Consider the following 20,065-nt stretch of genomic DNA (forward strand, 5'->3'; position numbering starts at 1 on the left):
AAGCTTGATACTGGAGCCCATGATCGGGATTGAACCGATGACCTCTTCCTTACCAAGGAAGTGCTCTACCACTGAGCTACATGGGCACACCTGAATGCCGTGGGGTCCTGCCAACCAGGGTCTTTCCAAGCTGGAGCGGGTGGGGGGAATCGAACCCCCGTGATCAGCTTGGAAGGCTGACGTTCTACCATTGAACTACACCCGCCTGTTCAGTTCCCCTTCACCCTCTGCTGATTTCAACGGCTCGCACGATCAGACAGACGGTGGTGGAGGGGGAAGGATTCGAACCTTCGAAGGCGGAGCCGGCAGATTTACAGTCTGCTCCCTTTGGCCACTCGGGAACCCCTCCAAAGAATAGCCAAAAAGAAATAACAGAACGTCACAACAGGGTCAAGGGGATATCTCATTTTTTTCTGCAACACCTTCCAGGATGGTGACAATCCCCCAGGCCTCTTCCTGGATGGGGTTGCGGTAGGAGTGAACAACATTACCCCGGAACCGGGCACTGTCTCCGGCACTCAAGGTAACCACCTCTCCCGCCACATCCAGAACAACTTCGCCGCGCAGAACATAGAGGTACTCCTCGCTCCCCGGCGCATGAGGTTTACCATCATATACCGACTCGGGACGCAAGTGAAAGGCCTGTTGAAAAAAATGGAATACATTGGGGGGGGAGACATTCACGGCCTGGTAGACCTCATCACCGGAAATCACCCGCCGCATCTGGTCCTGGCGATACACCTGGATCCGCTTGCAGTCCGACTCCACCAGATCATCAATCGATGTCCCCAGCGCCGCAGCAATCCGGAATACCACCGCCAGGGATGGGTTGCCGTCATCCCGCTCGGCGGTTGCCAATGTTGCCCGCGGAATTCCCGCCAAATCCGCCAAATGCTGCTGAGTCCATTTCCGCAGACTCCGAATGGCACGGATCCGCGTCCCTACCAGATTGGTCACCATGGGCCACCTCCTCCCGGTCTGTTCATCACCCGGTTCCCTTTCTCCACCTGATTGGTCACCATGGGCCACATCCTCCCGGTCTGTTCATCACCCGGTTCCCTTTACTTCTCCAGATTGGTCACCATGGACCTCACCATATCAGCCTGTTCCAGGCGCATCATTGACAAAATTACGACATTTTTGATGGTATACCATTTTTTTTTCTTGACGTACAGTTGGCAAATGCACCACAATCCTTTCTCATTGGTGGTGCCCAGGTCACGATCACCGTCGCAACCCCGGCACGAGCGTGACACATCACCAGAGTCAAGATTCGATTTCATTGCGATGACTGAGTATTTTTTGCGTCACTTCGACACATCAACATGAATAGAATGCCTGACGCATCGACGATACGTTCAGGAGAGAACCGGTCCAACTGCCAGGGACCACCTGCTGACAACACCTCTAAAATCAAGACTGTCAAGGAGAGAATCCCATGAGTGTATTGGTTACCAAACCGGCCCCGGATTTCAAGGCCACCGCTGTCATGCCCGACAACAGTTTCCAGGAAATTTCCCTGTCCGATTACAAGGGGCAATATGTCGTTCTGTACTTTTACCCCCTGGATTTCACCTTTGTCTGCCCCTCGGAAATCATCGCCTTCGATCATCGGCTGAACGAATTCAAACAACGCAAGGTCCAGGTGCTGGGGGTCTCCATCGACTCCCACTTTGTCCACCTGGCCTGGAAAAACACCGAGGTCAACAAAGGCGGCATTGGCAATGTGCAATATCCATTGGTGGCCGACATCAGCAAGGCCATTACCCGCGCCTATGATCTGGAAACCGGTCCCGGCATCTCCCTGCGCGGCTCCTTCCTGATCGACAAGGCCGGTGTGGTCCGGCATCAGGTGGTCAACGACCTCCCCCTGGGCCGTAACATCGACGAAATGCTGCGCATGGTCGATGCCCTGCAATTTTTCGAGGAACATGGCGAGGTCTGCCCGGCTGGCTGGCAGAAAGGTAAACCCGGCATGAAAGGCTCCACCGCCGGCGTGGCCGAATATCTGGCCCAGCATGCCAGCAAGCTTTGAGTCGCTGCTTCATTCCCTGAATTCAAGGAGTCTCCCCATGTCGATTACCCTTCCCCCCCTCCCCTATGATCTCAATGCCCTGGCACCCCATATTTCCAGGGAGACCCTGGAATTCCACCACGGCAAGCACCACCAGACCTACGTCACCAACCTGAACAACCTGCTGCCAGGCACTGAGTTTGCCGGCAAATCCCTGGAAGAGATTGTCATGCGCTCTTCGGGCGGCATCTTCAACAACGCCGCCCAGGTTTGGAACCATACCTTCTATTGGAATTGCCTGTCGCCCAAGGGTGGCGGTGAACCAAAGGGAGAGTTGGCCAAGGCCATCAACGCCAAATGGGGATCCTTTGCCGCATTCAAGGAAGCCTTTGCCAAGTGTGCCGTCACCACTTTTGGTTCCGGCTGGGCCTGGCTGGTCAAAAATCCGGATGGCTCACTCGACCTTCTCAGCACGAGCAATGCCGCCACCCCCATGACCCAGAACAAGAAAGCCCTCCTCACCTGCGATGTCTGGGAACATGCCTACTACATCGACTATCGCAATGCGCGTCCCAAATATGTGGAAGCGTTCTGGAATCTGGTCAATTGGGATTTTGTGGCCGGAAATTTTGCCTGAGCTTCCGCCTGTAACAATACCGGGGGTGACAGCCATGGTGCTGCACCCCCCGGCATTTGGTCATACCCACTTCATCACCCTGGATCTTGGCCAGGTTTTATGGAACTGCCCCCCCGGCATCCGGTCACACCACTTCATCACCGGGGTCTTGGTCAGGTTTACTGGCCGGGGTAAATGAACCTGGCTGTGACCTTGGCTTTGTCCCGGATCCACCAATAATCAAGACTCAGCTCTCTTTGGCAGCAATACGGAAACCGACATTGCCGATTCTTTTTGTCGCAGGGTCACAGCCACGAAAGTCAGACCGCAGGCAATCAGATGGATCAACCCAGGAGCCTCCCCGCAAAACCATTTTATCTCCCTCGTGGACAATTGGATCGAGCAGTAATCCGTATACATTTCTTTCATGATAATAAAAACTCCGACTCCATTCCCAAACATTTCCTACCAAATCACTGTGACCGTATGGTCCCTCTCCCAATGGATAAAGGCCCACCGGCGTTGGTACATTGATATTCCCACCAAAATTAGCATGTTCTGGAGTTGGTTTAGCATCTCCCCAAGGATAAATTCCCCCATCACGTCGTGTCGCCGCTATTTCCCAAACCTTCTCATCGGGTAAACAGATATTTTTTTCTGTCAAATCACTTAACCACCGGCAGTAGGCCATGGCTTCAAACCAGGTAACATCAATGACCGGGCGATTGGGATACTGAACATGATGTTCCCACGCACCTGGTTCTTCCCACATATATTCCAGGCGCAGCTTCCAGCCCTTTTTGTCCCACCATTTTTCTTGCCGATACCCCTCTCCCTGTTCCATAAAAAGCTGATACTCAGCCACGGTCACCGGATATTTTCCCAATTTCCATCCTGTCCCGGGAACCGGCAGCAGATTGTCTTGCTTCAGACGGGGGTCTCCTCCTTGCCCTAAAGCTTTTGCTGCTTCCATACGAGCTTCGATGGAAACTTTTTTTGCTCCTTCCAAGGTAAAAATTTCCATGGAACGCTCAAGCACCTTGCGATAAACGTCTTCAATCTCCACCGGTGTTTTGTACTCGTAGGCAGTCATGGGTTGCAGAAGCCGGCCCATGATTCCGGCCATGCGGGCATTTTCTGCCAACGTGCTGTCTTTGCTCCGAGACAACAACACCCTTTGTAACAACTGATCCACTCGTCTTGCCCCCCCCTCATCGAAAAGGGCACCGGAAAACAATTCGACCGTTTCCCGCCATTGGGGATTGTCCAGGCGGTCTTTGATGATCGGCCAATAGTCATCTGGAGAGTTTTCACCATCTCCCATCCATGCCAGGGCCTGGGCTGCCAGGTATTCCTGGAAGGTCAAATGCCAGAATTTCAGCTTTTGCGGTCCCACCTCTTCGACAATACCGCTCCCCAGGCACTCAAACCCCAACCATGACCGACCAAATTGTAAACGCTCTGACTTGCTTGTTAATTGCGGAAAATGCCTCTGCACCCGAGGTTCCACTACCTCGGCTCCTTCCTGGAAATCAAACACCGCCTGTTTGCCACCCTTGCCACCCTTCATCATGGCCAGAGCCAGATCGGAAAATGCTTCCAGGGCAAAACGATCCTGGTAACCTGCATTCTTGCGCATGATTGTTCGGGCAGCAATCAACCAGCGCATGACGGCCTGGTAAACCCGTGCCCGGCCTTCCGGCAACTTTCCTTCGTTCCAATGAACCACGCACAAACAGGTCAACATGACCGGATTGGCTGCCAAGCGTCGAATGGCTGGTTTTTCCAGAATGGTCTGGAGCAGGATTGTGTGATGATCCTGGGCCACTGATTGTTCTGGTCTGCCAGCAGACCGTTCATGCAATGCTGCCGACCAGCGAGTAATGAATTCACGGATCTCCGTCTGACTGAAAGGTTCAATCACAGCATGCGAAAATCCCAATCCCCGCATCTGCTTCACCCCAAAGGGACGACTGGAGACAACCATGGGACACTCTTTCCATTGTTGAACAGCATCCTGAACAATGGCGATCACCCGTTTTCGAATCTCTTCATCGGCCACTTCATCCAGGCCATCCAGGAGCAGAAAAACTTTTCCTTCTTCCAGCAGGGTTGTCCAATGGTGACGCCAATCCGCATCCTTTTTGGCAGTGAACGTCAGATCCAACAAATCCAACAACCGGTCGCATCCATGCCTTAATTGACTGACCGTGTCATCCTTGGTCAGGAGTACGGCCAGTTCCGAGAGTCTAAGAAACAGGGGATAACGCGGTTCCTCTTTCTCGTCCATTCCCAAATATCGACCCCGCCAACTCCCTCCCGCCGGATGGGAAATTCCAAGCAAATCCTTGGCCAGCATGGCGGCCACCAGACGCAAAAAAGTGGTCTTGCCGGCACCTGGTTGTCCTTCAATGAGCAGTCGCCTGGATTGCGGCAGTAGTGACGCCAGGGAAGCCGAGTCTCCCTGCTCCAGGAATTGACCTTCCCTCACTTCACCCCGACTGCGCAACGGGGTGTACAATTGCTCAACATTGTACCATCCCGCATCCTGACTCCGCCCAGCCCCGGAACCAATGCCACGAATTTCAATCCTGCTCGTGCGCTCCAGCAAGGATTGCAGCCACGGTCGAAGATCCACAGTCGCTCTTGTTGCGCCATTATTGCTTTCCGACACTTTTTCAGGGGAACGAATCCGAATCCCTTCTGCCTGCTCCGGGCCAAAGGAGGTATCGTGCATAAAAAAGGCATTCCCCCCTCCGGTGACAACCCTCTGCAAGGGCCAGATGCGTATTTGACCATCGGGATGCACCTCGCCCCAGGTATACCCCATGCTGCGCGACTCTCTGGCTGTGCCAAAATGTTCCAATCCGAACAACGAACTGGCCTGAAGGTAAAAACGGGGTTTGCCGCCAGATTCTGCAATACTCCAGGTGTGGTGGGCGTGCCGATGACCACACAGGAGCGCCAGGAAGCGTTCCGGGGTATAGACGGATTCCTTGAAACGACTCTGGGCATCCCTGGAGAGCCAATCCAGTGGATGGTGCATCATCAACAAGGCAGGATGTTCTTCCAGAATCCGCAAGGATGTGGAGCGACCGGTCGTTCCAGCCAACAGCAAGGCCTGCAACTGCTCGGCAGCCACTTCCAAACGCCCATGGGAATCCCCCTCCAGACACGCCATCCAGGCCGAATTCAGCCCGACAACGACCAGCGGCATACGACCCGGCAGGACAATCTTGACCAGCAAGTCACCAGGAAAATGCGAACGCCAATAAACACACCCCTTCCGTTGTGCCAATCCGGGCAGGATGGAACGTTCCAACCAGTTTTGATAATTGACAAAAAGCGGATTAAAAAACGCGGCATCGCGTTTTTCCCAAAGGGTATCAAGGAGTTGCGCAATATAGGAATCATCCCGTCCCTTGCCAAAATTGTTCAAGATGGCGTAGGGAAAAGCGGCCAAGCCCTGGGGACGAACCAGGTCATGGTTGCCGGGAACTGGAATTACCAGTGGATCCTGGTCCATCCGGCCACTCCCCCGCAACCAACCCAAAAGCTCTTTCAGAAAGCCGTCCACAAACTGAAACTCTTCCGGTTGCCCACGCCAGGTCAGGTCACCCGTCAGGAGGATCAAATCCGGTACACCCGCAATCCTGACTCTCTCCAACAGGCTGGACTTGAATTCCTGATGAACCTGCCACCACAAGGAACGCTCGGGTGCCCCCAGGTGCAAATCCGAAAGGTGCAACCAGCGCAATGGCGCATGACCGGCAGAACTCTCCACCCGGAGAACCGTTTTGCTGCTGATTTTCAGCAAGGTTTTGAACAAGGTTTGATAGTCGGCAAACAGGGCGGTGTCATCCATCCCTTTGCTACTGACCAAAAGGGATTCATCCACCTCCAACGCGGGCAGGGAGTGAAGAACATGCACCTGTTGCACATTCAGGGTGGCCTCCAACATGTCGGCTGGTTCATTGAAAAATTCCCGCATATTTTCAGTCCATCTATCCTCCTCTAAAATGGCCTTTTGCGGAATACGAGTCACCACGGGAATCATGGCAATGGGTAGTGTATCAACAGGACGTTCTACCATCTTGATCCCACGCATGACCGCCCGTGTGCCCAGCAAATTTTCATTATTGTGGGCAAACAGGCACACCACCGTGTCAGCCAAAATGGAAATGGCCACACCTCCCACTTCGGTAATCCCGGTGCGGGCATCAATCAACAAATAATCCGGTTGAAATTGTTCGGCAATTTTTTCTTTCAGTTCGAGGAAGAAACCGATACCCCAGGGATCTTCCCCATAAAACATGTCGTGCCAACTCAACATGGCCAAATGTTTCCAATAATCTGTTTTTTCAGAATTTCCGGCGGCCAGCATGTGGATGCGACCGGCATGGGTTTCTGTCCCAATCGTTGCATCGGCCAGGCGAGGTTCCAGGACCAGGGCTGGAATTTTTTCCCACAGAAGTTCCTGATTGATTAAAAACCCATGCAGCAGGTCCACCACGCCCCCGGTCAATGGCTGCTGAAGCTGATTTTTAAATTTGTAGTACAATCCTGGGGCTTCCAGGTCAAAGTCCATGATAAAGACTTTTTTTCCTTCCCGGGCCAGGTATCGGGCCAGATTGGCAAGGGCCATACTGCGCCCCACTCCCCCTTTATATGAATAAAAAACGATGGTGTGCATGGTTCACCTGGACACTTTCAAGCGGGAGAAAACACCTGACCCTTGCCGGCTTTGGAATGAAGAACATCTTTTTCCTGAGATGTCCTATGCTTCATTCCCGGCAACACATTCTGCCGTTCATTTTTTTGCTTCTGGAGTTCTTCATTGCATAATGTTAAAATTTTTAACGTTTCCAGATACATTTGACGATTTTTTCCCATCGCCGGAGAGTGCAGCATAGCGATCATGATCGCCTGGGCTTGAAGAAAACGTTTCTTGGGCAACAATTCATTTTGAATGCGCTGAAGAAAATCCTCAATCTTGTCGGCAGGCGCACGTTGCAAAAGCCGGATGGATGCATCTTGATTTTGTTCGGGTTGGTCCTGCAAAAACTTTTTTGCCGCCTCCACGAAAGCGTTTCGCAAATAGACGATCAAAGCTTGCCAATCCGGGAAGGGAGGCATGGCAGACACTGGTTGAAAATTGCCGTTGGCAAGCAATTGATTCATGTCTGAGTCACTGATCCAGGGGCATCGTTCCTTACTGTATGGTGGTCGCAGGAGCCGTAATTTTTGTTCCATACGCACCACGGCCCACCCATCTTCCACTGAACATGCCAATAATTCAATCATAGTGTTTTGCCCCAGGGAATATTATGAATGTCCAACTGCTCAACAACAGTAGTGAACAGTGCAACTTCCATTCTTCTGCTTTTATCACCCATCGTATTCGCGTTTATGTCATCAAACGCTGAGTTTAAAAGACTTTCAAGCAGATTTTTCTCAATGCGAACCTCTTCAATTTGCTCAGGAGTCAGGGAACCAACAAATATCACCTCTATATATTTCGTTTCTTTACAAACCAGTTCCGGCCAATCTTTTTGATCAATTTTTGCAATTTCTTCGTGATGTTTAAGGGCAGCAAGAGTGTGTCGCTGTTCCATGCTGGCCAGTTCCTGTTTAAATTTATCAAATATCAGAGTAGACTTCGCATCCATATACCCAACCAAACTGTCTTCGGCAAGATAGATTGACAATATTTTTTCCCAATATTTTTCCTGCACCACGACGCAGTAATCTCCGTATTTTCTGGTTCCCTCACCTCCGATATTCAATAAACCATAATAAAATTTTTCCCCATCGACAAAAATTGACTCAAAATTCTTTCTTGGAAGATACCACTCACGCAGCTTTTCCTCCATCAATCTTTCCGGAGTTCTTCTGCCACGGATTGCGATCTGGTTTGCCCAATCATGAATATTTTTATACTTCTTGCTGAACAAAAAATCATTCAGCACATAGAGATGCATATTGATGGAAACCCGGGCTGTATTCTGGACATGATTCCGGAAACGACTCAAGAGTGTCGCATCGACTCCGGGAGTGGTCAGAAGGGTCTGATAACGACTTTCCAGGTCTGGGTCATTTTGTTGCGCCAAGGCAAAAATATCGAGTTTTGAGGAGAGGGACACCTGCTTGCATCCCTGATTGGAGTCACGATTCCGAAGGGATGAAATCCATGGTCAGCCTGTCTGAAATTTTGATTTCACTCATGCGGACGGCGGTTATTTTATCATGAATTGATCGTCCGTCAAGATTTTAATTTTCGTTTGTGTCCTATTTCCAGAATCCAATCGCGACGGAAGCATATTTGAATGCCAGCCCGCTGATTAAACTTTATGCAGTGTCCTGGTGTGGGGAAGTTGGGTGGAATCTCCAAAAGGCAGACAGCACTCGCTCCAATTAAATGGCATATTACTTGCTTGAACCATGGCATCGGGTCTGATCGGGTTGAATGTTTGCTGGGTCTCATCTAAGATAGTGAAGAGAGTTCATTTTACGAACTGTGTAGCCACCAGTGTGGAGAGTGAGTGAATATTATGATCAGGGGGGAATATCCATCAGCCCTGGCTGGCTTGGTCAGGATATTTCAGATCATGAATAGACACTCAAACCTAGATGAATAGATACGCAAAAATCTGGATATGGTGCGGTTTTGGTCTGCTGGCGATGGCCTTACTGGTTGCTCTGGCCATGGTCAGCAACAATTTTCCGGCGTTCTCTTATCTTCACTACCTGGACATCATCGGACTGACAGGGGGGGCCATTTTCCTTCTGATTGGCTTGTTTCTCCAGGAAAAGAACACTCTGTCCCACCAGGAAATCAACAGGTTTTGTGATGATCTGACTGCGGCCTATATGCGTCTGGAGGCGCGATTGCAGGCAACCCGGTCACTCACCCTGAGCGTTCGGGATGCCATCGTCGCCTGCGATGAGCGTGGCATGATTAATTTTTGGAATCAAGGAGCGACCGCCCTGTTTCACCACGCCGAGCCGGAGGCCATGGGACGCTCCGTGGAAATCCTGATGCCGGAACGGTCTCGGGAAACGTACCGGCAAAAATTCAAGCAAGTCAAAACCAACCCAAATTCCATGACCGGGGGGAAGATTCTCGATCTGACGGCTTTGCGCAAAGATGGCCAGGAAATTGACATTGAAATGTCCCTCGCCGGCTGGCGCACCGAGGGAGAACAATTTTTTGTCGCCGTCATCCGGGATATATCCCAACGCAAACATCACGAAGCCTCTTCCGAGCGCATCCAGCAATCCCGGGTGGCCATCAGCGAACTTCTGCGCATCGCCCTCGAACCCATTACCTTGAAAGAACAACTGCAACAAGCCATGAACGTCATTCTCTCCGTTCCATGGCTGACCATCGAGTCCAAGGGATCCATTTTTCTGTTTGATGAAGAGAGCCAGGAACTGGAGTTGATCGTCGAACACAATCTTTCAAAACCATTGCTGACCGCCTGCGCCCGTTTGCCTCTGGGATATTGTCTTTGCGGTCGGGCCGCCCAGAGCAGGGAAATCGTATACTCCAATGATCTGGACCATCGGCACGATGTCACCTTTGACGGGATTCGACCCCATGGTCATTACTGTGTTCCAATCCTTTCCCAGAATCGTCTGTTGGGTGTGGTCAACATGTACCTGACCCATAATCACATCCAGGATCCGGAAGAGACCGACTTTCTCTGGGCCATTGCCAATACCTTGGCCGGTGTCATTGAGCGCAAGAAAGCCGAAAACCTTCTGTCACACCTGGCCCATCACGATACCTTGACCGGCCTACCAAATCGCAAGCTCTTTCTCGAACGGCTTGATCATGACATGGCCCGTGCCAAACGCATGGAATCGCTCCTGGCAGTCATGTTTCTGGATCTGGATAAGTTCAAGGAAGTGAACGACACCATGGGACACGAAGTGGGCGATCAACTTCTCATCGAAGTGGCCAGGCGTCTGAAAAGCTGCCTGCGCGAATCCGACACCATTGCCCGTCTGGGCGGCGACGAATTTACCGTCATTCTGACTGTCCTTCCCAAACCGGAGGGAGCTGTCATCGTCGCCAAAAAAATCATTGCTGCCCTTGAAAAACCTTTTTATTTTCCAGATAAAGAGTGTCATATTGGCTCCAGCATCGGCGTCAGCTACAACGATTGGCCCGATGATACCCCGGAATCTCTGCTCCATAAGGCCGATACCGCCATGTATGCCGTCAAGCGGGAGGGAAGAAACAATTTCAAGATTTTCGATACCAGCATGGAAATTGCGGACAGATGAGACTGTAAACACGGTAAAAGGTTCAATACGTAAAAGTCAATTTTCCGGGCATAACGCATGAATCAATCCCATACCCCTCTTGCCATTGCCATCCAGCTTTTCGAGCATACCGTGGAAGGAATGCTGGTCATGGACGCGAGTGGCAAGGTTGTGTCCGTGAATTCCGGCTATACAAACATTACCGGAGAGTCACGTGAGGCCTTGTTGGGCAATCCGGCCATTTTGTTTCGGGACCCGGACAAACTGGATCGTTCACCCCAATCCATCCTGGATGAGGCCCGGGAAAGGGGACACTGGCATGGCGTCATCTGGAATCGGCGTGGCAATGGCGAGTCTTATCAGGAGTCCATGGTTGTCACGGCCATCCACGATTCCAAAGGTGAAACAACACATTTTGTTGCCGTCTGCCTGGACATGTCCCTGACCGGACTGAACGCTGCCGAGTTGCGTCTGCGCTCCAACCATGACCATCTTACCGACCTGCCCAACAGGCTGCTCTTCACCGACCGTCTGGAACAAATCCTGGTTCATGCACAACGTTCCCGGGAAAATGTGGTTTTGTTGTTTTTTGCCCTGGACTCTTTCAAAAAAATCAATGAAAGCCTGGGGCACCAGACAGGGGATCTGGTTCTGAAACAGGTGGCGGGTCGCCTGCGCCAGATCATTCGCAGGGAAGACACCCTGGGACGTTTGAGTGGAGATGAATTTGCCATCATTTTTCGCAATGCCCGCCACACGGAGAGTGCCATCACCATTGCCCAGAAGGTGCAGGCATCGCTGGCCGAACCCCTCATGGTGTCAAACCATGAGCTTGCGGTAACCGCCAGTGTGGGATTGGCCGTTTTTCCCATGGATGGCGAAGATGCCGAGACGTTGATTCGTCATGCCAATCTGGCGTTGGCCCGGGCCAAACAGGCTGGCAGAAATACCTTCATGTTTTTCACCTCCTCCATGGCAGCCCAGGCCACCAAGAGAATGATCCTGGAAAACAGTCTGCGCAAAGCCTTGGATAACGGTGAATTTATTGTTTATTATCAACCCAAGGTCCATGTCGCTACCGGTCTGGTGACCGGCATGGAGGCCTTGATTCGCTGGAACCAACCCGGCATGGGGATGGTGCCACCGGGGGATTTTATCGCCATAGCCGAAGAAAGTGGGCTGATCGTGCCCATGGGACAATGGGTTCTGGAAACATCCTGCCGCCAGAGCAAATCCTGGATCGATGCCGGGTTGGGCCCGCTCCGGGTGGCAATCAACCTTTCCGCTCGTCAGTTTCAGGTTGGAAAACTGAACAATACGATCAAAAAAGTCCTGGATACGACAGGTCTTTCCCCAACTGACCTGGAACTCGAAATTACCGAAAGCCTCATGATGGCCGACATCAAGGAATCCATCATCACCTTGCGGGAATTGAGTGACATGGGACTGAGTATTGCCGTGGACGATTTTGGTACCGGCTACTCTTCCCTTTCCTATCTGCGCCAGTTTCCGATCAACACCATCAAGATCGACCGCTCCTTCGTCTCCACCCTGACCTCGGAATCTGGCGATACACCGATTGTCCGCGCCATCCTCTCCATGGCCCAGAGCCTCAATCTGGCCAGTGTCGCCGAAGGGGTGGAAACTGTGGAACAGCTCCAGATCCTGACCGAACTGGGTTGTGATGAATACCAAGGATATTATTTCAGCCGACCATTGCCACCGGAAGAGTTCGCCGCACTGGTGACCCGCCTGCGTCAGGTTTCCGAAAAAGATTGAAATTCCGATTGTCGGACCTGGCCACAACCAAGCCAACCCAAAATATCCACTCCGCGACGAAGCAATCGAGGTTATTTGTTGATTGCCCGGCAATCCATCAAACAAGCTCTGTCACCCCCTGCACGGCATAACGAAATCGTCCGGGTTTACCGGAACGAACCACGCATCGCGCCCGCTGATCCAACGCCACAAACTGCACCGGTGGTCCAAAACGAAAATGGGCTTTTGGATCCTCACTGGGCACCCGCCGCAAATCCAGGGCAGGAGCCGAGGCACCGGAAAGCACGAGATGGTCATACGCATTGAGCCATTGACACAACTGCTCCGCATCCTGCTTGTTCCAGGCCAGGATGTCCTGCAAAATCTCTTCGGGTGAGCGTTGAGGCAAGGGTTCCGAATTTTCCCTGTGCTGGTCTCGGGGAAACAGGATCGGACGCAGTTTGGCAGGCAGCCGGGCACCGGCTGCCTGGGAGAGACGCAGGAACATGGAAAAAATCTGGTTCGACATGTCATCGCCTTTCGTGAGCGTGGCGGAAAGAGTCTGCCTGGGTGATTACACCCTGTCCCGGGGGGTGGCGTCAATCGTTGCCAGGTGGCCTGAAAAAATTTCTGGTCGGTGGGTGATTTTCCAGTCTGGTTGCCGAACCGCCCGGCGCATTGTGCTGATGGCTGTGGTGGGTCTGCTGATGTCCGGTTGCAGCACGGTGCATTATTATCTACAGGCGATAGGCGGCGAAATCGATCTTCTGGCCCGCCGCCAATCCGTGGCGGAATTGCTGGAAGATCCGAACACGCCTGCCCATCTGCGAGAACGGTTGCTTCTGGCCAAAAAGGCCACCGATTTTGCGGTCAACGACCTTGCCCTGCAACCGACCGGATCTTTTCGATCCTATGCGGATTTGGGCCGACCCTATGTGGTCTGGGGCGTTTATGCCACGCCGGTTTTTTCCCTGCAACCGGTCACCTGGTGCTTTCCCATCGTAGGATGCATGACCTACCGGGGATTTTTTTCCGAAACCGATGCCCGGCGTTCCGGCCAGGAGTTGGCCGAACAGGAAAAAGACGTGTATATCACCGGTGCCCCGGCCTACTCCACGCTGGGATGGTTTGATGACCCCCTGCTCAACACCTTTCTCGATTGGCCGGAACCTTGGCTGGTCGGGCTGATTTTTCACGAAATGGCCCATGCCACCCTGTACATTTCCGACGATACCACCTTTAATGAGTCCTATGCCGAGGCTGTCGGTCAGATTGGAATCGAGCGTTGGTTGCAGCAGGCCGGAAAACATTCCGTTTTGGAAAAATATCACCGCCATTTGCAACGCCGGTCCCAGTGTCTGCATTTGATTCAAAAAACCCGCACCTTGCTGGGGGTGGTCTATGCTTCGCAACGCACCCCATCCGAGATGCAGGCTGTCAAATCCCGGATTTTGGCTGCATCCCGGGCATCCTGGCAGCGTCTCGCTGCTGCATGGGGTGGTTCCGGGGAGTGTGCGGCATGGTTCACGCCAGAGTTGAACAATGCCCAATTGGTTGCCCTGACCACCTACAATCGCTGGGTTCCTGCCTTCCTCTCCCTCTTGGCCCGGGAAGGTGGGTCCATGCCGCAATTTCACCAGGCTGCCCGCAAGCTGGGCAACCTGCCACCGAACGAACGCCTTGACCAGTTACAGCAACTTGCCGGGAAATCTCCCCCCCAACCAACGCCATGAACAGCGACGACAGCCTGCCTCACGCATTGCCCAACTCCACCCATGAACCGAACCCCAATCCCCGGCAGCGACCGTGGGTGATCCTGGTGCATGGATTGTGGATGAACGGATGGGAAATGGGGGTATTACGTTTTCGATTGCACGAGGCCGGTTTTCGAACCTTGCGCTTCAGTTACCCGTCCCGGCGGGCCACGGTGGCCGAAAATGCTTCAAGATTGAAAGAGTTTCTGTTGCATCATGTGGCCGATGGTCGCGTCCATCTGGTGGGGCACAGTCTGGGTGGCCTGGTCATTCTGCGTTTTCTGCACGATTATCCAGAGTGGCCCGTGCAACGATGTCTGGCATTGGGGTCACCCTTCCGGGGCAGTCAGGCCGCCCGGCAATTATACCGGTTCGCCCCAACCCGATGGCTCCTCGGTCGCAGCATGTTCGAAGGCCTGGATGGACAGGGTGTCCATGATGTCCCACCACAAAAAATATTTGCCAGCGTGGTGGGGGATCGTGCCGCCGGCTTGGCCATGCGGATCGTGCTACTGCACCTCCCTCATGATGGGGTGGTGGAAGTGGCGGAAACCCGTTTGGATGGAGTTCATGCCCGGATCCAACGGTACTGCAATCATCTGGGATTGGTATTTTCCCGGACGGTGGCCGATGATGTGATCCGCTTTTTGAAAACCGGAAAGTTTTAAACAACAAAAGCAGAAAAACAACCACTGGAGAACGCGAACATGACGACATCCGCAGCGGAAAAACGGGGATTGGTGGTGGTATTGACCGGTGATGGCAAGGGAAAATCTTCCAGTGCCTTTGGCATGGTGTTGCGGGCTGCGGGTTGGGGCATGCGGGTGTGCGTCATCCAATTCGTCAAAGGAAAGTGGAAAACCGGCGAGGAACGCGCAGCCTCCACCCTCAAGGATATTACCTGGCATGCCATGGGGGATGGTTTTACCTGGAACACCAATGACCCATCTCAGGACCGTGCCACCACGCGCCATATCTGGAATTTTTGTCAGGAGCAGGTTCGTTCCAATGCGTTTGACATGGTGGTGTGGGATGAAATCAACTTTGCCGTGGGCATGGGTTGGCTGACCGGCACGGAGGTGGCTGATTTCATCCGTGCCGAAAAACCTCCCCATCTGCATCTGATCCTGACCGGACGCAATGCGGCTCCGGAACTCATCGAGGTTGCCGATACGGTGACTGAAATGCGCGAAATCAAACACGCCTTCAAGGCCGGTATCAAAGCCACTCGCGGCATCGAGTTTTGATGCAGGTCAATGAAAAATGAAGAAAAACAGCATTCGTATCTTGCCAGGACAAAAAAGCTGGCAAGAATACGGCAGGCCAAACCTTGCGGAAGTTCCCGATCATTTTCGGATTCGACAACCTGCAATACTTATTGCCGGTAGATCATTGGACGAGGCTTTGCAAATTTTGACAAACGCAGTCGGAATTTCCCCGACAAATTTGATGCGCATCGTGGAAACTCCGGTCGAGAAAGTAATCCTGCAACGAAAACTATTGGAACATGTGGCAGTAAAAAGAACAGATGCCCGGGAGCAATTTGGTAATTTTTTGCTTCCGACGTTGACCGATCCCTATGAGGTATGGCTGACACGGTATCAAGATGGATACCGCACTCAGTATATTGGTCTGTTCCAAGGACACCGCGACATGCTGGCTATCGTCCAGGTGACCCAGGAAAAGAACTTGTTTTGGAACTTGATCCGTGCAAGATCCAGATACATGGACAGCCGGCGTGTTGGAACATTGATTTACACAAAAGAAAAGGTGGGAGGTTAGGCCAGTCAACAGCATCTGGATACTGTCCCGGCGTCCCCCACCGGCTATCGGGTCCAGACCCAGCCGGCTTCGCGCTCCCACCTTCTGTTGACGAAGCTACCCAATTTCCGGATGGATGGCAATAAAAATCGACGACCCACGGATGCAGGGATGCCCGACCTTTGGCTGGATCAACTTTTCCAGTAGTAGCTCCGAATCTCTTTCACGGAGGGGATGCGCGTCAGGGCGTTCAAGACCCGCCCGAGGGTGTAGGGATCCTTGCCGCCCATCTCGATGGCGATGGTATAGACGGATCCTGACCGCCCCTTGCTTTGAATGGAGTGGCCGTTGATGCCGTAACTCACCATGAGTTCGAGAACCGGCAGCAAGGCTCCTGTCTGATGGTCCAGGGTAAAGGTCACATTGAGGGTTTCGGAGGCCGGAACCAGATTCCACCCCCCCTTTTCCCACAAGGGACCCTGGGCCTTGGGGCAATCGGCGCGATGCACGATCCATTGCCCATCCGCCGAGATGCGTCCCACAACGTCATTACCGGGCACCGCAATACAACAGGCCGACCATCGCAAATCCGGACCACTCAGGGAGGTCAACAAAAATCGTCCATCCGGACTCCGCTCCACGCCCCTGACCGGAATTTTCTGGTCTTTCAGGGCCTGCTTGATCATGGTGCGGGCACGGGCGGTTTTGACGACATCAATCCAGGCACGTTGGGGACGTGCCCCCTTGGCTGTCAAAACATGGACCACATCCCCATCGGCCAGGGGATGTTCAGGTGGACACTGGATGCCGTTGACCCGGGCACCGATACAATGTTGGCCCAGTTCCGTGTGGACCAGATAAGCAAAATCAATCACCACCGATCCCACCGGAAAGGTCAGTCGATCTCCCTTGGGAGAGTAGACGTCCAACAAGTCCGGCAGCACATGGGCATGCACCTCGGACATGCGCAGATCGCTGTCTCCCAGGGTGGCGAGAAGATTCATATAGCGGGTGGTGTCCGGCCCGCTTTTTCCCCAATTGGCCAAAATTCCCATCCGGTTGGACTCTTCGTCACGGGGATTGACGATATGGACCTTGAGGGGATGCCCTTCCCAGACCACCCGGGTGGTCAGGGCACGGAAACCATTGATGCGCGGGGCATTGAGATAATCGCGAATGTGTCGCGGCAGAGGACCAAAAAAACTGTGGACCCGTCCCAGAACCCGCCAGGCCGTATCATCGTCGGGAACCAGGAGTTTCAGACGATACACCGGCCAGCCAACACGGACCAACTGACCCGTTCCGGGCTTTTCGGCCAGGTGAAAGTAGTCACCGATTTTTTTTTGTTCCAGGATGAAATCCATGGCCAAGTCATCGCCCATGACGGCAGGCAATTGACGTTTCAGGCGTTCCATGCTCTCGGCCCCTCTTTTCTGGAGGGTGAGCAGGGTACGTTTGGCCCGTTGGGTCTGGATGGGCATCAGATGGGGCAACAGCCGTTCGATCAAAAGATCTGCCAAGGCAATCATGCCCAGGCGCCGGGCCACCCCCACATAAATCAGTCCCAGGCTGGCCTTGATTTTGGCCTTGGCAGGACCGTGAACATGCAAGGTTTCCGAATTGTGCAGCCAGTCGAAGGTCTTGACCACCAGGACCCGCAAATCCTTGGAGGCGGCCGCCATGATGCGCCGATAGGTGGCGGCCATATCGCCGGCCCCGGTTTGCAGATTGCGAATCTTGGAGAGGGAGCGCACCATGGTCGCCACGTCTTCGCAAAAACCGGCAATGCGGGTTTCGGCTTCCATGACGGGGGGGGCATCTTCGATGGCATCGTGCAACAGGGCGGCACAAATGGCCGTCACATCCGTCAAGCCCCATTCCAGACAATGATTTGCCACACTGATGACATGGGTCACGTAAGGGATGCCATCCAGCTTGCGAATTTGACCAGCATGAAACTCACAGGCCATCGTGGCTGCCATGGCCACCCGTTGGCTTCCCGGATCACCAATCCGTTCCCGGCACTGTGCAACCAATTCCGCAATCTGTTCTTCAACCTGGCGCATCGGCTTTCTTTTCAACAATCTTTCTGTCAAAATCCCTGACAATTACCCCGGCACATCCGTTGCCGGATATCCTTGTGCCACAGCCGTTGCATTTTCAAGACCATAATTTGTTCCAAAAAGACTCAATTACAGGTATAAAGCATTTTACCGGAGAGAATCGACCCGGTATACGTATCGGAATCCCACATAAAAAATCGGGGCCAGATATGGGCAGATGGCTCAAACGCATCGCGGGCATGCTGGTACCTTACGGGCTGGGTATCGTGTTGGGAGTGATATTTGCTCTCCTTCTGGTACCCAATGCCATGGAAACCATGACGGCTCCTTTTTTGCCAAGTGTCTGGGAATGGCCTCCCGCGAACTTTTTTTCCTTGCGTGCAACTCAGGCGGAGATGCTCCCCGGCAGCTCGTTGCTGTATGCCGGATCATTGCCGGTTCCCTTGCCGGTTTCCAAAACACCCCACACTCCCACTGACCATACTCCAGCATTGACCACGGAGCCAAGGAAGAACGAGGAGCAGGGCATTCCGGCGGAAATGGCTCCCGCAGATCTCCCTGTCTCACCACCCTCCGGGGCAGAGGATGCAGACCAGGAAAGCACTCCCCTGCCGGTCATCCATATTCCGAACTGCGGTCCGGCCCCCTTGCGCGTTGGTCCGGCTACGGATCACTATTTTGCCTGTAAATGGCAGGCGGGGTGTCTGGAACGTTTGCAACAGACCTATCAAATGATCGAACAGGGAATAAACCATTGCACCCGCTCCGGCAATGGACGCGCCTGTCGTTCCTACTACCGCTCCCTGGCCAGGCAGTATCAAAGCAACATGTGTGACACACCTCCCTGATCAACATCGGAGGGATCCATCTCCATGGAGGGTTTTGCAAATTATTGTTTCCCGGTTTCCGGGGTACAGGTCGGATTGTGGTTGCCTCCACTGGTGGCTTTTGGCATTTCGTTTTTCACGTCCATGGTGGGAATTTCCGGGGCGGTGTTGTTGCTTCCCTTTCAGATGAGCGTTTTGCACTACACGACCCCGGGCGTGAGCGCCACCAATCTGGTTTTCAACCTGATCGCCACCCCCAGCGGCATCTGGCGTTATGCCCGGGAGGGGCGACTGTTGTTGCCTCTGGTCGGCGTGATCACGGCTGGTACCTTGCCGGGAATATTTTTGGGATATCTCCTGCGGGTCCATTATCTGCCCGATCCCGCCCGTTTCAAACTTTTTGCCGGAGGGGTGTTGTTCTATCTTGCCTGGCGTCTGCTCGGTGAGAACAAAAACTCTGGCAACAGTCGGCTTCCGGCTGAAAATAAACCGGGAACATCTCAACCCGGCACGTCGGTCATCCACAGCGTATTCACCTGGCGTCACCTGGCGTTCACCAGTCAGGGAACCGGATACCAGGTCTCTACGCCGGCCTTGTTTTTTCTGGCTTTGGTCGTCGGAACATTGGGCGGCACCTATGGCATTGGCGGCGGGGCCATCATCGCCCCTTTTTGTGTCACCTGGTTTCGCCTGCCCATCCGTCTGGTGGCCGGAGCCGCCCTGGCCGGAACCTTGGCGACCTCCTGTTTTGGCGTGGCATTTTACAGTTTGATGCCAACCGGATCCACCGCATCAGTTCGTCCCGATTGGCTCCTGGGCATCCTGTTCGGACTGGGTGGGGCCATCGGCATGTATGCCGGAGCTTCCGCCCAAAAATATTTTTCCCAGAACATGCTGCAAAATATTCTGGGTGTTTCTCTGCTGTTTTTGGCGGGATTTTACTGGTTGCAAGGGTTTTGGTGAAATGCGGTACCTGTGGGGCAGGCCGTATGGATCCTGAC

16 protein-coding genes and 3 tRNA genes are annotated in these 20,065 nt (G+C 53.3%); 10 read left to right on the plus strand and 9 right to left on the minus strand.

The window, feature by feature from the left end:
* Positions 1–11: 11 nt before the first annotated feature.
* The 4 genes from HQL65_00810 to HQL65_00825 form a co-directional block, all read right to left on the minus strand.
* Positions 12–86, minus strand: a tRNA-Thr gene (locus HQL65_00810).
* 45 nt (positions 87–131) lie between these two features.
* Positions 132–205, minus strand: a tRNA-Gly gene (locus HQL65_00815).
* A gap of 59 nt (positions 206–264) precedes the next feature.
* A tRNA-Tyr gene (locus HQL65_00820) sits at positions 265–349 on the minus strand.
* Between the two features lie 41 nt (positions 350–390).
* Positions 391–960 (minus strand): helix-turn-helix transcriptional regulator, encoded by a 570-nt coding sequence (locus HQL65_00825; protein MBF0134753.1) that lies wholly within the window; start codon positions 958–960, stop codon positions 391–393.
* Positions 961–1,438: 478 nt separating this feature from the next.
* Between HQL65_00825 and HQL65_00830 the strand changes: the two genes are divergently transcribed.
* Together HQL65_00830 and HQL65_00835 are read left to right on the plus strand one after the other, a co-directional pair.
* On the plus strand, positions 1,439–2,035 hold the full coding sequence (locus HQL65_00830; GenBank protein ID MBF0134754.1) for a peroxiredoxin: 597 nt from the start codon (positions 1,439–1,441) through the stop codon (positions 2,033–2,035).
* Positions 2,036–2,072: 37 nt separating this feature from the next.
* Positions 2,073–2,651: a superoxide dismutase [Fe] gene (locus HQL65_00835; protein ID MBF0134755.1), complete on the plus strand. Its 579-nt coding sequence runs from the start codon at positions 2,073–2,075 to the stop codon at positions 2,649–2,651.
* A 226-nt stretch (positions 2,652–2,877) separates the two neighbouring features.
* On the opposite strand, the gene HQL65_00840 is transcribed toward HQL65_00835, so the two are convergent.
* The 3 genes from HQL65_00840 to HQL65_00850 are packed head-to-tail and all read right to left on the minus strand — an operon-like array spanning position 2,878 to position 8,773.
* Positions 2,878–7,323, minus strand: a complete 4,446-nt coding sequence (locus tag HQL65_00840; protein MBF0134756.1) for an SUMF1/EgtB/PvdO family nonheme iron enzyme — start codon at positions 7,321–7,323, stop codon at positions 2,878–2,880.
* A gap of 17 nt (positions 7,324–7,340) precedes the next feature.
* Positions 7,341–7,892 carry a hypothetical protein gene (locus HQL65_00845; protein MBF0134757.1) on the minus strand — a complete coding sequence of 184 codons (552 nt, stop codon included), beginning with the start codon at positions 7,890–7,892 and terminating at the stop codon, positions 7,341–7,343.
* A gap of 38 nt (positions 7,893–7,930) precedes the next feature.
* Entirely contained in the window at positions 7,931–8,773 is an 843-nt protein-coding gene (locus HQL65_00850) for a hypothetical protein (protein MBF0134758.1), read from the minus strand.
* 538 nt (positions 8,774–9,311) lie between these two features.
* On the opposite strand from HQL65_00850, the gene HQL65_00855 reads away from it, so the two are divergent.
* Both HQL65_00855 and HQL65_00860 read left to right on the plus strand, forming a co-directional pair.
* Complete coding sequence (locus HQL65_00855) at positions 9,312–10,922, plus strand: diguanylate cyclase (GenBank protein ID MBF0134759.1); 1,611 nt, start codon at positions 9,312–9,314, stop codon at positions 10,920–10,922.
* Between the two features lie 57 nt (positions 10,923–10,979).
* Entirely contained in the window at positions 10,980–12,680 is a 1,701-nt protein-coding gene (locus HQL65_00860) for an EAL domain-containing protein (GenBank protein ID MBF0134760.1), read from the plus strand.
* A gap of 97 nt (positions 12,681–12,777) precedes the next feature.
* Here HQL65_00860 and HQL65_00865 read toward each other — a convergent pair whose 3' ends face one another.
* On the minus strand, positions 12,778–13,188 hold the full coding sequence (locus HQL65_00865; GenBank protein ID MBF0134761.1) for a hypothetical protein: 411 nt from the start codon (positions 13,186–13,188) through the stop codon (positions 12,778–12,780).
* On the opposite strand from HQL65_00865, the gene HQL65_00870 reads away from it, so the two are divergent.
* The 4 genes from HQL65_00870 to HQL65_00885 all read left to right on the plus strand — a co-directional run bounded on the left by HQL65_00870 (position 13,166) and on the right by HQL65_00885 (position 16,195).
* On the plus strand, positions 13,166–14,392 hold the full coding sequence (locus HQL65_00870) for an aminopeptidase (protein MBF0134762.1): 1,227 nt from the start codon (positions 13,166–13,168) through the stop codon (positions 14,390–14,392). The two genes, HQL65_00865 and HQL65_00870, sit on opposite strands and share 23 nt — an antisense overlap.
* 101 nt (positions 14,393–14,493) lie before the next feature.
* Positions 14,494–15,081, plus strand: a complete 588-nt coding sequence (locus HQL65_00875) for an alpha/beta hydrolase (GenBank protein ID MBF0134763.1) — start codon at positions 14,494–14,496, stop codon at positions 15,079–15,081.
* A gap of 39 nt (positions 15,082–15,120) precedes the next feature.
* Entirely contained in the window at positions 15,121–15,660 is a 540-nt protein-coding gene (gene cobO / locus HQL65_00880; GenBank protein MBF0134764.1) for a cob(I)yrinic acid a,c-diamide adenosyltransferase, read from the plus strand.
* 16 nt (positions 15,661–15,676) lie between these two features.
* Positions 15,677–16,195 (plus strand): hypothetical protein, encoded by a 519-nt coding sequence (locus HQL65_00885; GenBank protein ID MBF0134765.1) that lies wholly within the window; start codon positions 15,677–15,679, stop codon positions 16,193–16,195.
* A gap of 170 nt (positions 16,196–16,365) precedes the next feature.
* On the opposite strand, the gene HQL65_00890 is transcribed toward HQL65_00885, so the two are convergent.
* Complete coding sequence (locus tag HQL65_00890; protein ID MBF0134766.1) at positions 16,366–18,240, minus strand: bifunctional (p)ppGpp synthetase/guanosine-3',5'-bis(diphosphate) 3'-pyrophosphohydrolase; 1,875 nt, start codon at positions 18,238–18,240, stop codon at positions 16,366–16,368.
* A gap of 206 nt (positions 18,241–18,446) precedes the next feature.
* Between HQL65_00890 and HQL65_00895 the strand changes: the two genes are divergently transcribed.
* Complete coding sequence (locus HQL65_00895; protein ID MBF0134767.1) at positions 18,447–19,085, plus strand: hypothetical protein; 639 nt, start codon at positions 18,447–18,449, stop codon at positions 19,083–19,085.
* 24 nt (positions 19,086–19,109) lie between these two features.
* Positions 19,110–20,027, plus strand: coding sequence for a sulfite exporter TauE/SafE family protein (locus HQL65_00900; GenBank protein MBF0134768.1), 918 nt, complete (start codon positions 19,110–19,112; stop codon positions 20,025–20,027).
* Positions 20,028–20,065 lie beyond the last annotated feature (38 nt).

The organism is Magnetococcales bacterium, from assembly GCA_015228935.1.
Classification (GTDB): Bacteria; Pseudomonadota; Magnetococcia; order Magnetococcales; family DC0425bin3; genus HA3dbin3.

Coding starts and splice junctions, on each gene's coding strand:
- HQL65_00900 (MBF0134768.1), top strand. CDS start 19,110: ATGGAGGGTTTTGCAAATTATTGTTTCCCGGTTTCCGGGGTACAGGTC.
- HQL65_00840 (MBF0134756.1), bottom strand. CDS start 7,323: ATGCACACCATCGTTTTTTATTCATATAAAGGGGGAGTGGGGCGCAGT.
- HQL65_00875 (MBF0134763.1), top strand. CDS start 14,494: ATGAACGGATGGGAAATGGGGGTATTACGTTTTCGATTGCACGAGGCC.
- HQL65_00865 (MBF0134761.1), bottom strand. CDS start 13,188: ATGTCGAACCAGATTTTTTCCATGTTCCTGCGTCTCTCCCAGGCAGCC.
- HQL65_00835 (MBF0134755.1), top strand. CDS start 2,073: ATGTCGATTACCCTTCCCCCCCTCCCCTATGATCTCAATGCCCTGGCA.
- HQL65_00860 (MBF0134760.1), top strand. CDS start 10,980: ATGAATCAATCCCATACCCCTCTTGCCATTGCCATCCAGCTTTTCGAG.
- HQL65_00890 (MBF0134766.1), bottom strand. CDS start 18,240: ATGCGCCAGGTTGAAGAACAGATTGCGGAATTGGTTGCACAGTGCCGG.
- cobO (MBF0134764.1), top strand. CDS start 15,121: ATGACGACATCCGCAGCGGAAAAACGGGGATTGGTGGTGGTATTGACC.
- HQL65_00830 (MBF0134754.1), top strand. CDS start 1,439: ATGAGTGTATTGGTTACCAAACCGGCCCCGGATTTCAAGGCCACCGCT.
- HQL65_00870 (MBF0134762.1), top strand. CDS start 13,166: ATGGAAAAAATCTGGTTCGACATGTCATCGCCTTTCGTGAGCGTGGCG.
- HQL65_00885 (MBF0134765.1), top strand. CDS start 15,677: ATGAAGAAAAACAGCATTCGTATCTTGCCAGGACAAAAAAGCTGGCAA.
- HQL65_00895 (MBF0134767.1), top strand. CDS start 18,447: ATGGGCAGATGGCTCAAACGCATCGCGGGCATGCTGGTACCTTACGGG.
- HQL65_00855 (MBF0134759.1), top strand. CDS start 9,312: ATGGCCTTACTGGTTGCTCTGGCCATGGTCAGCAACAATTTTCCGGCG.
- HQL65_00825 (MBF0134753.1), bottom strand. CDS start 960: ATGGTGACCAATCTGGTAGGGACGCGGATCCGTGCCATTCGGAGTCTG.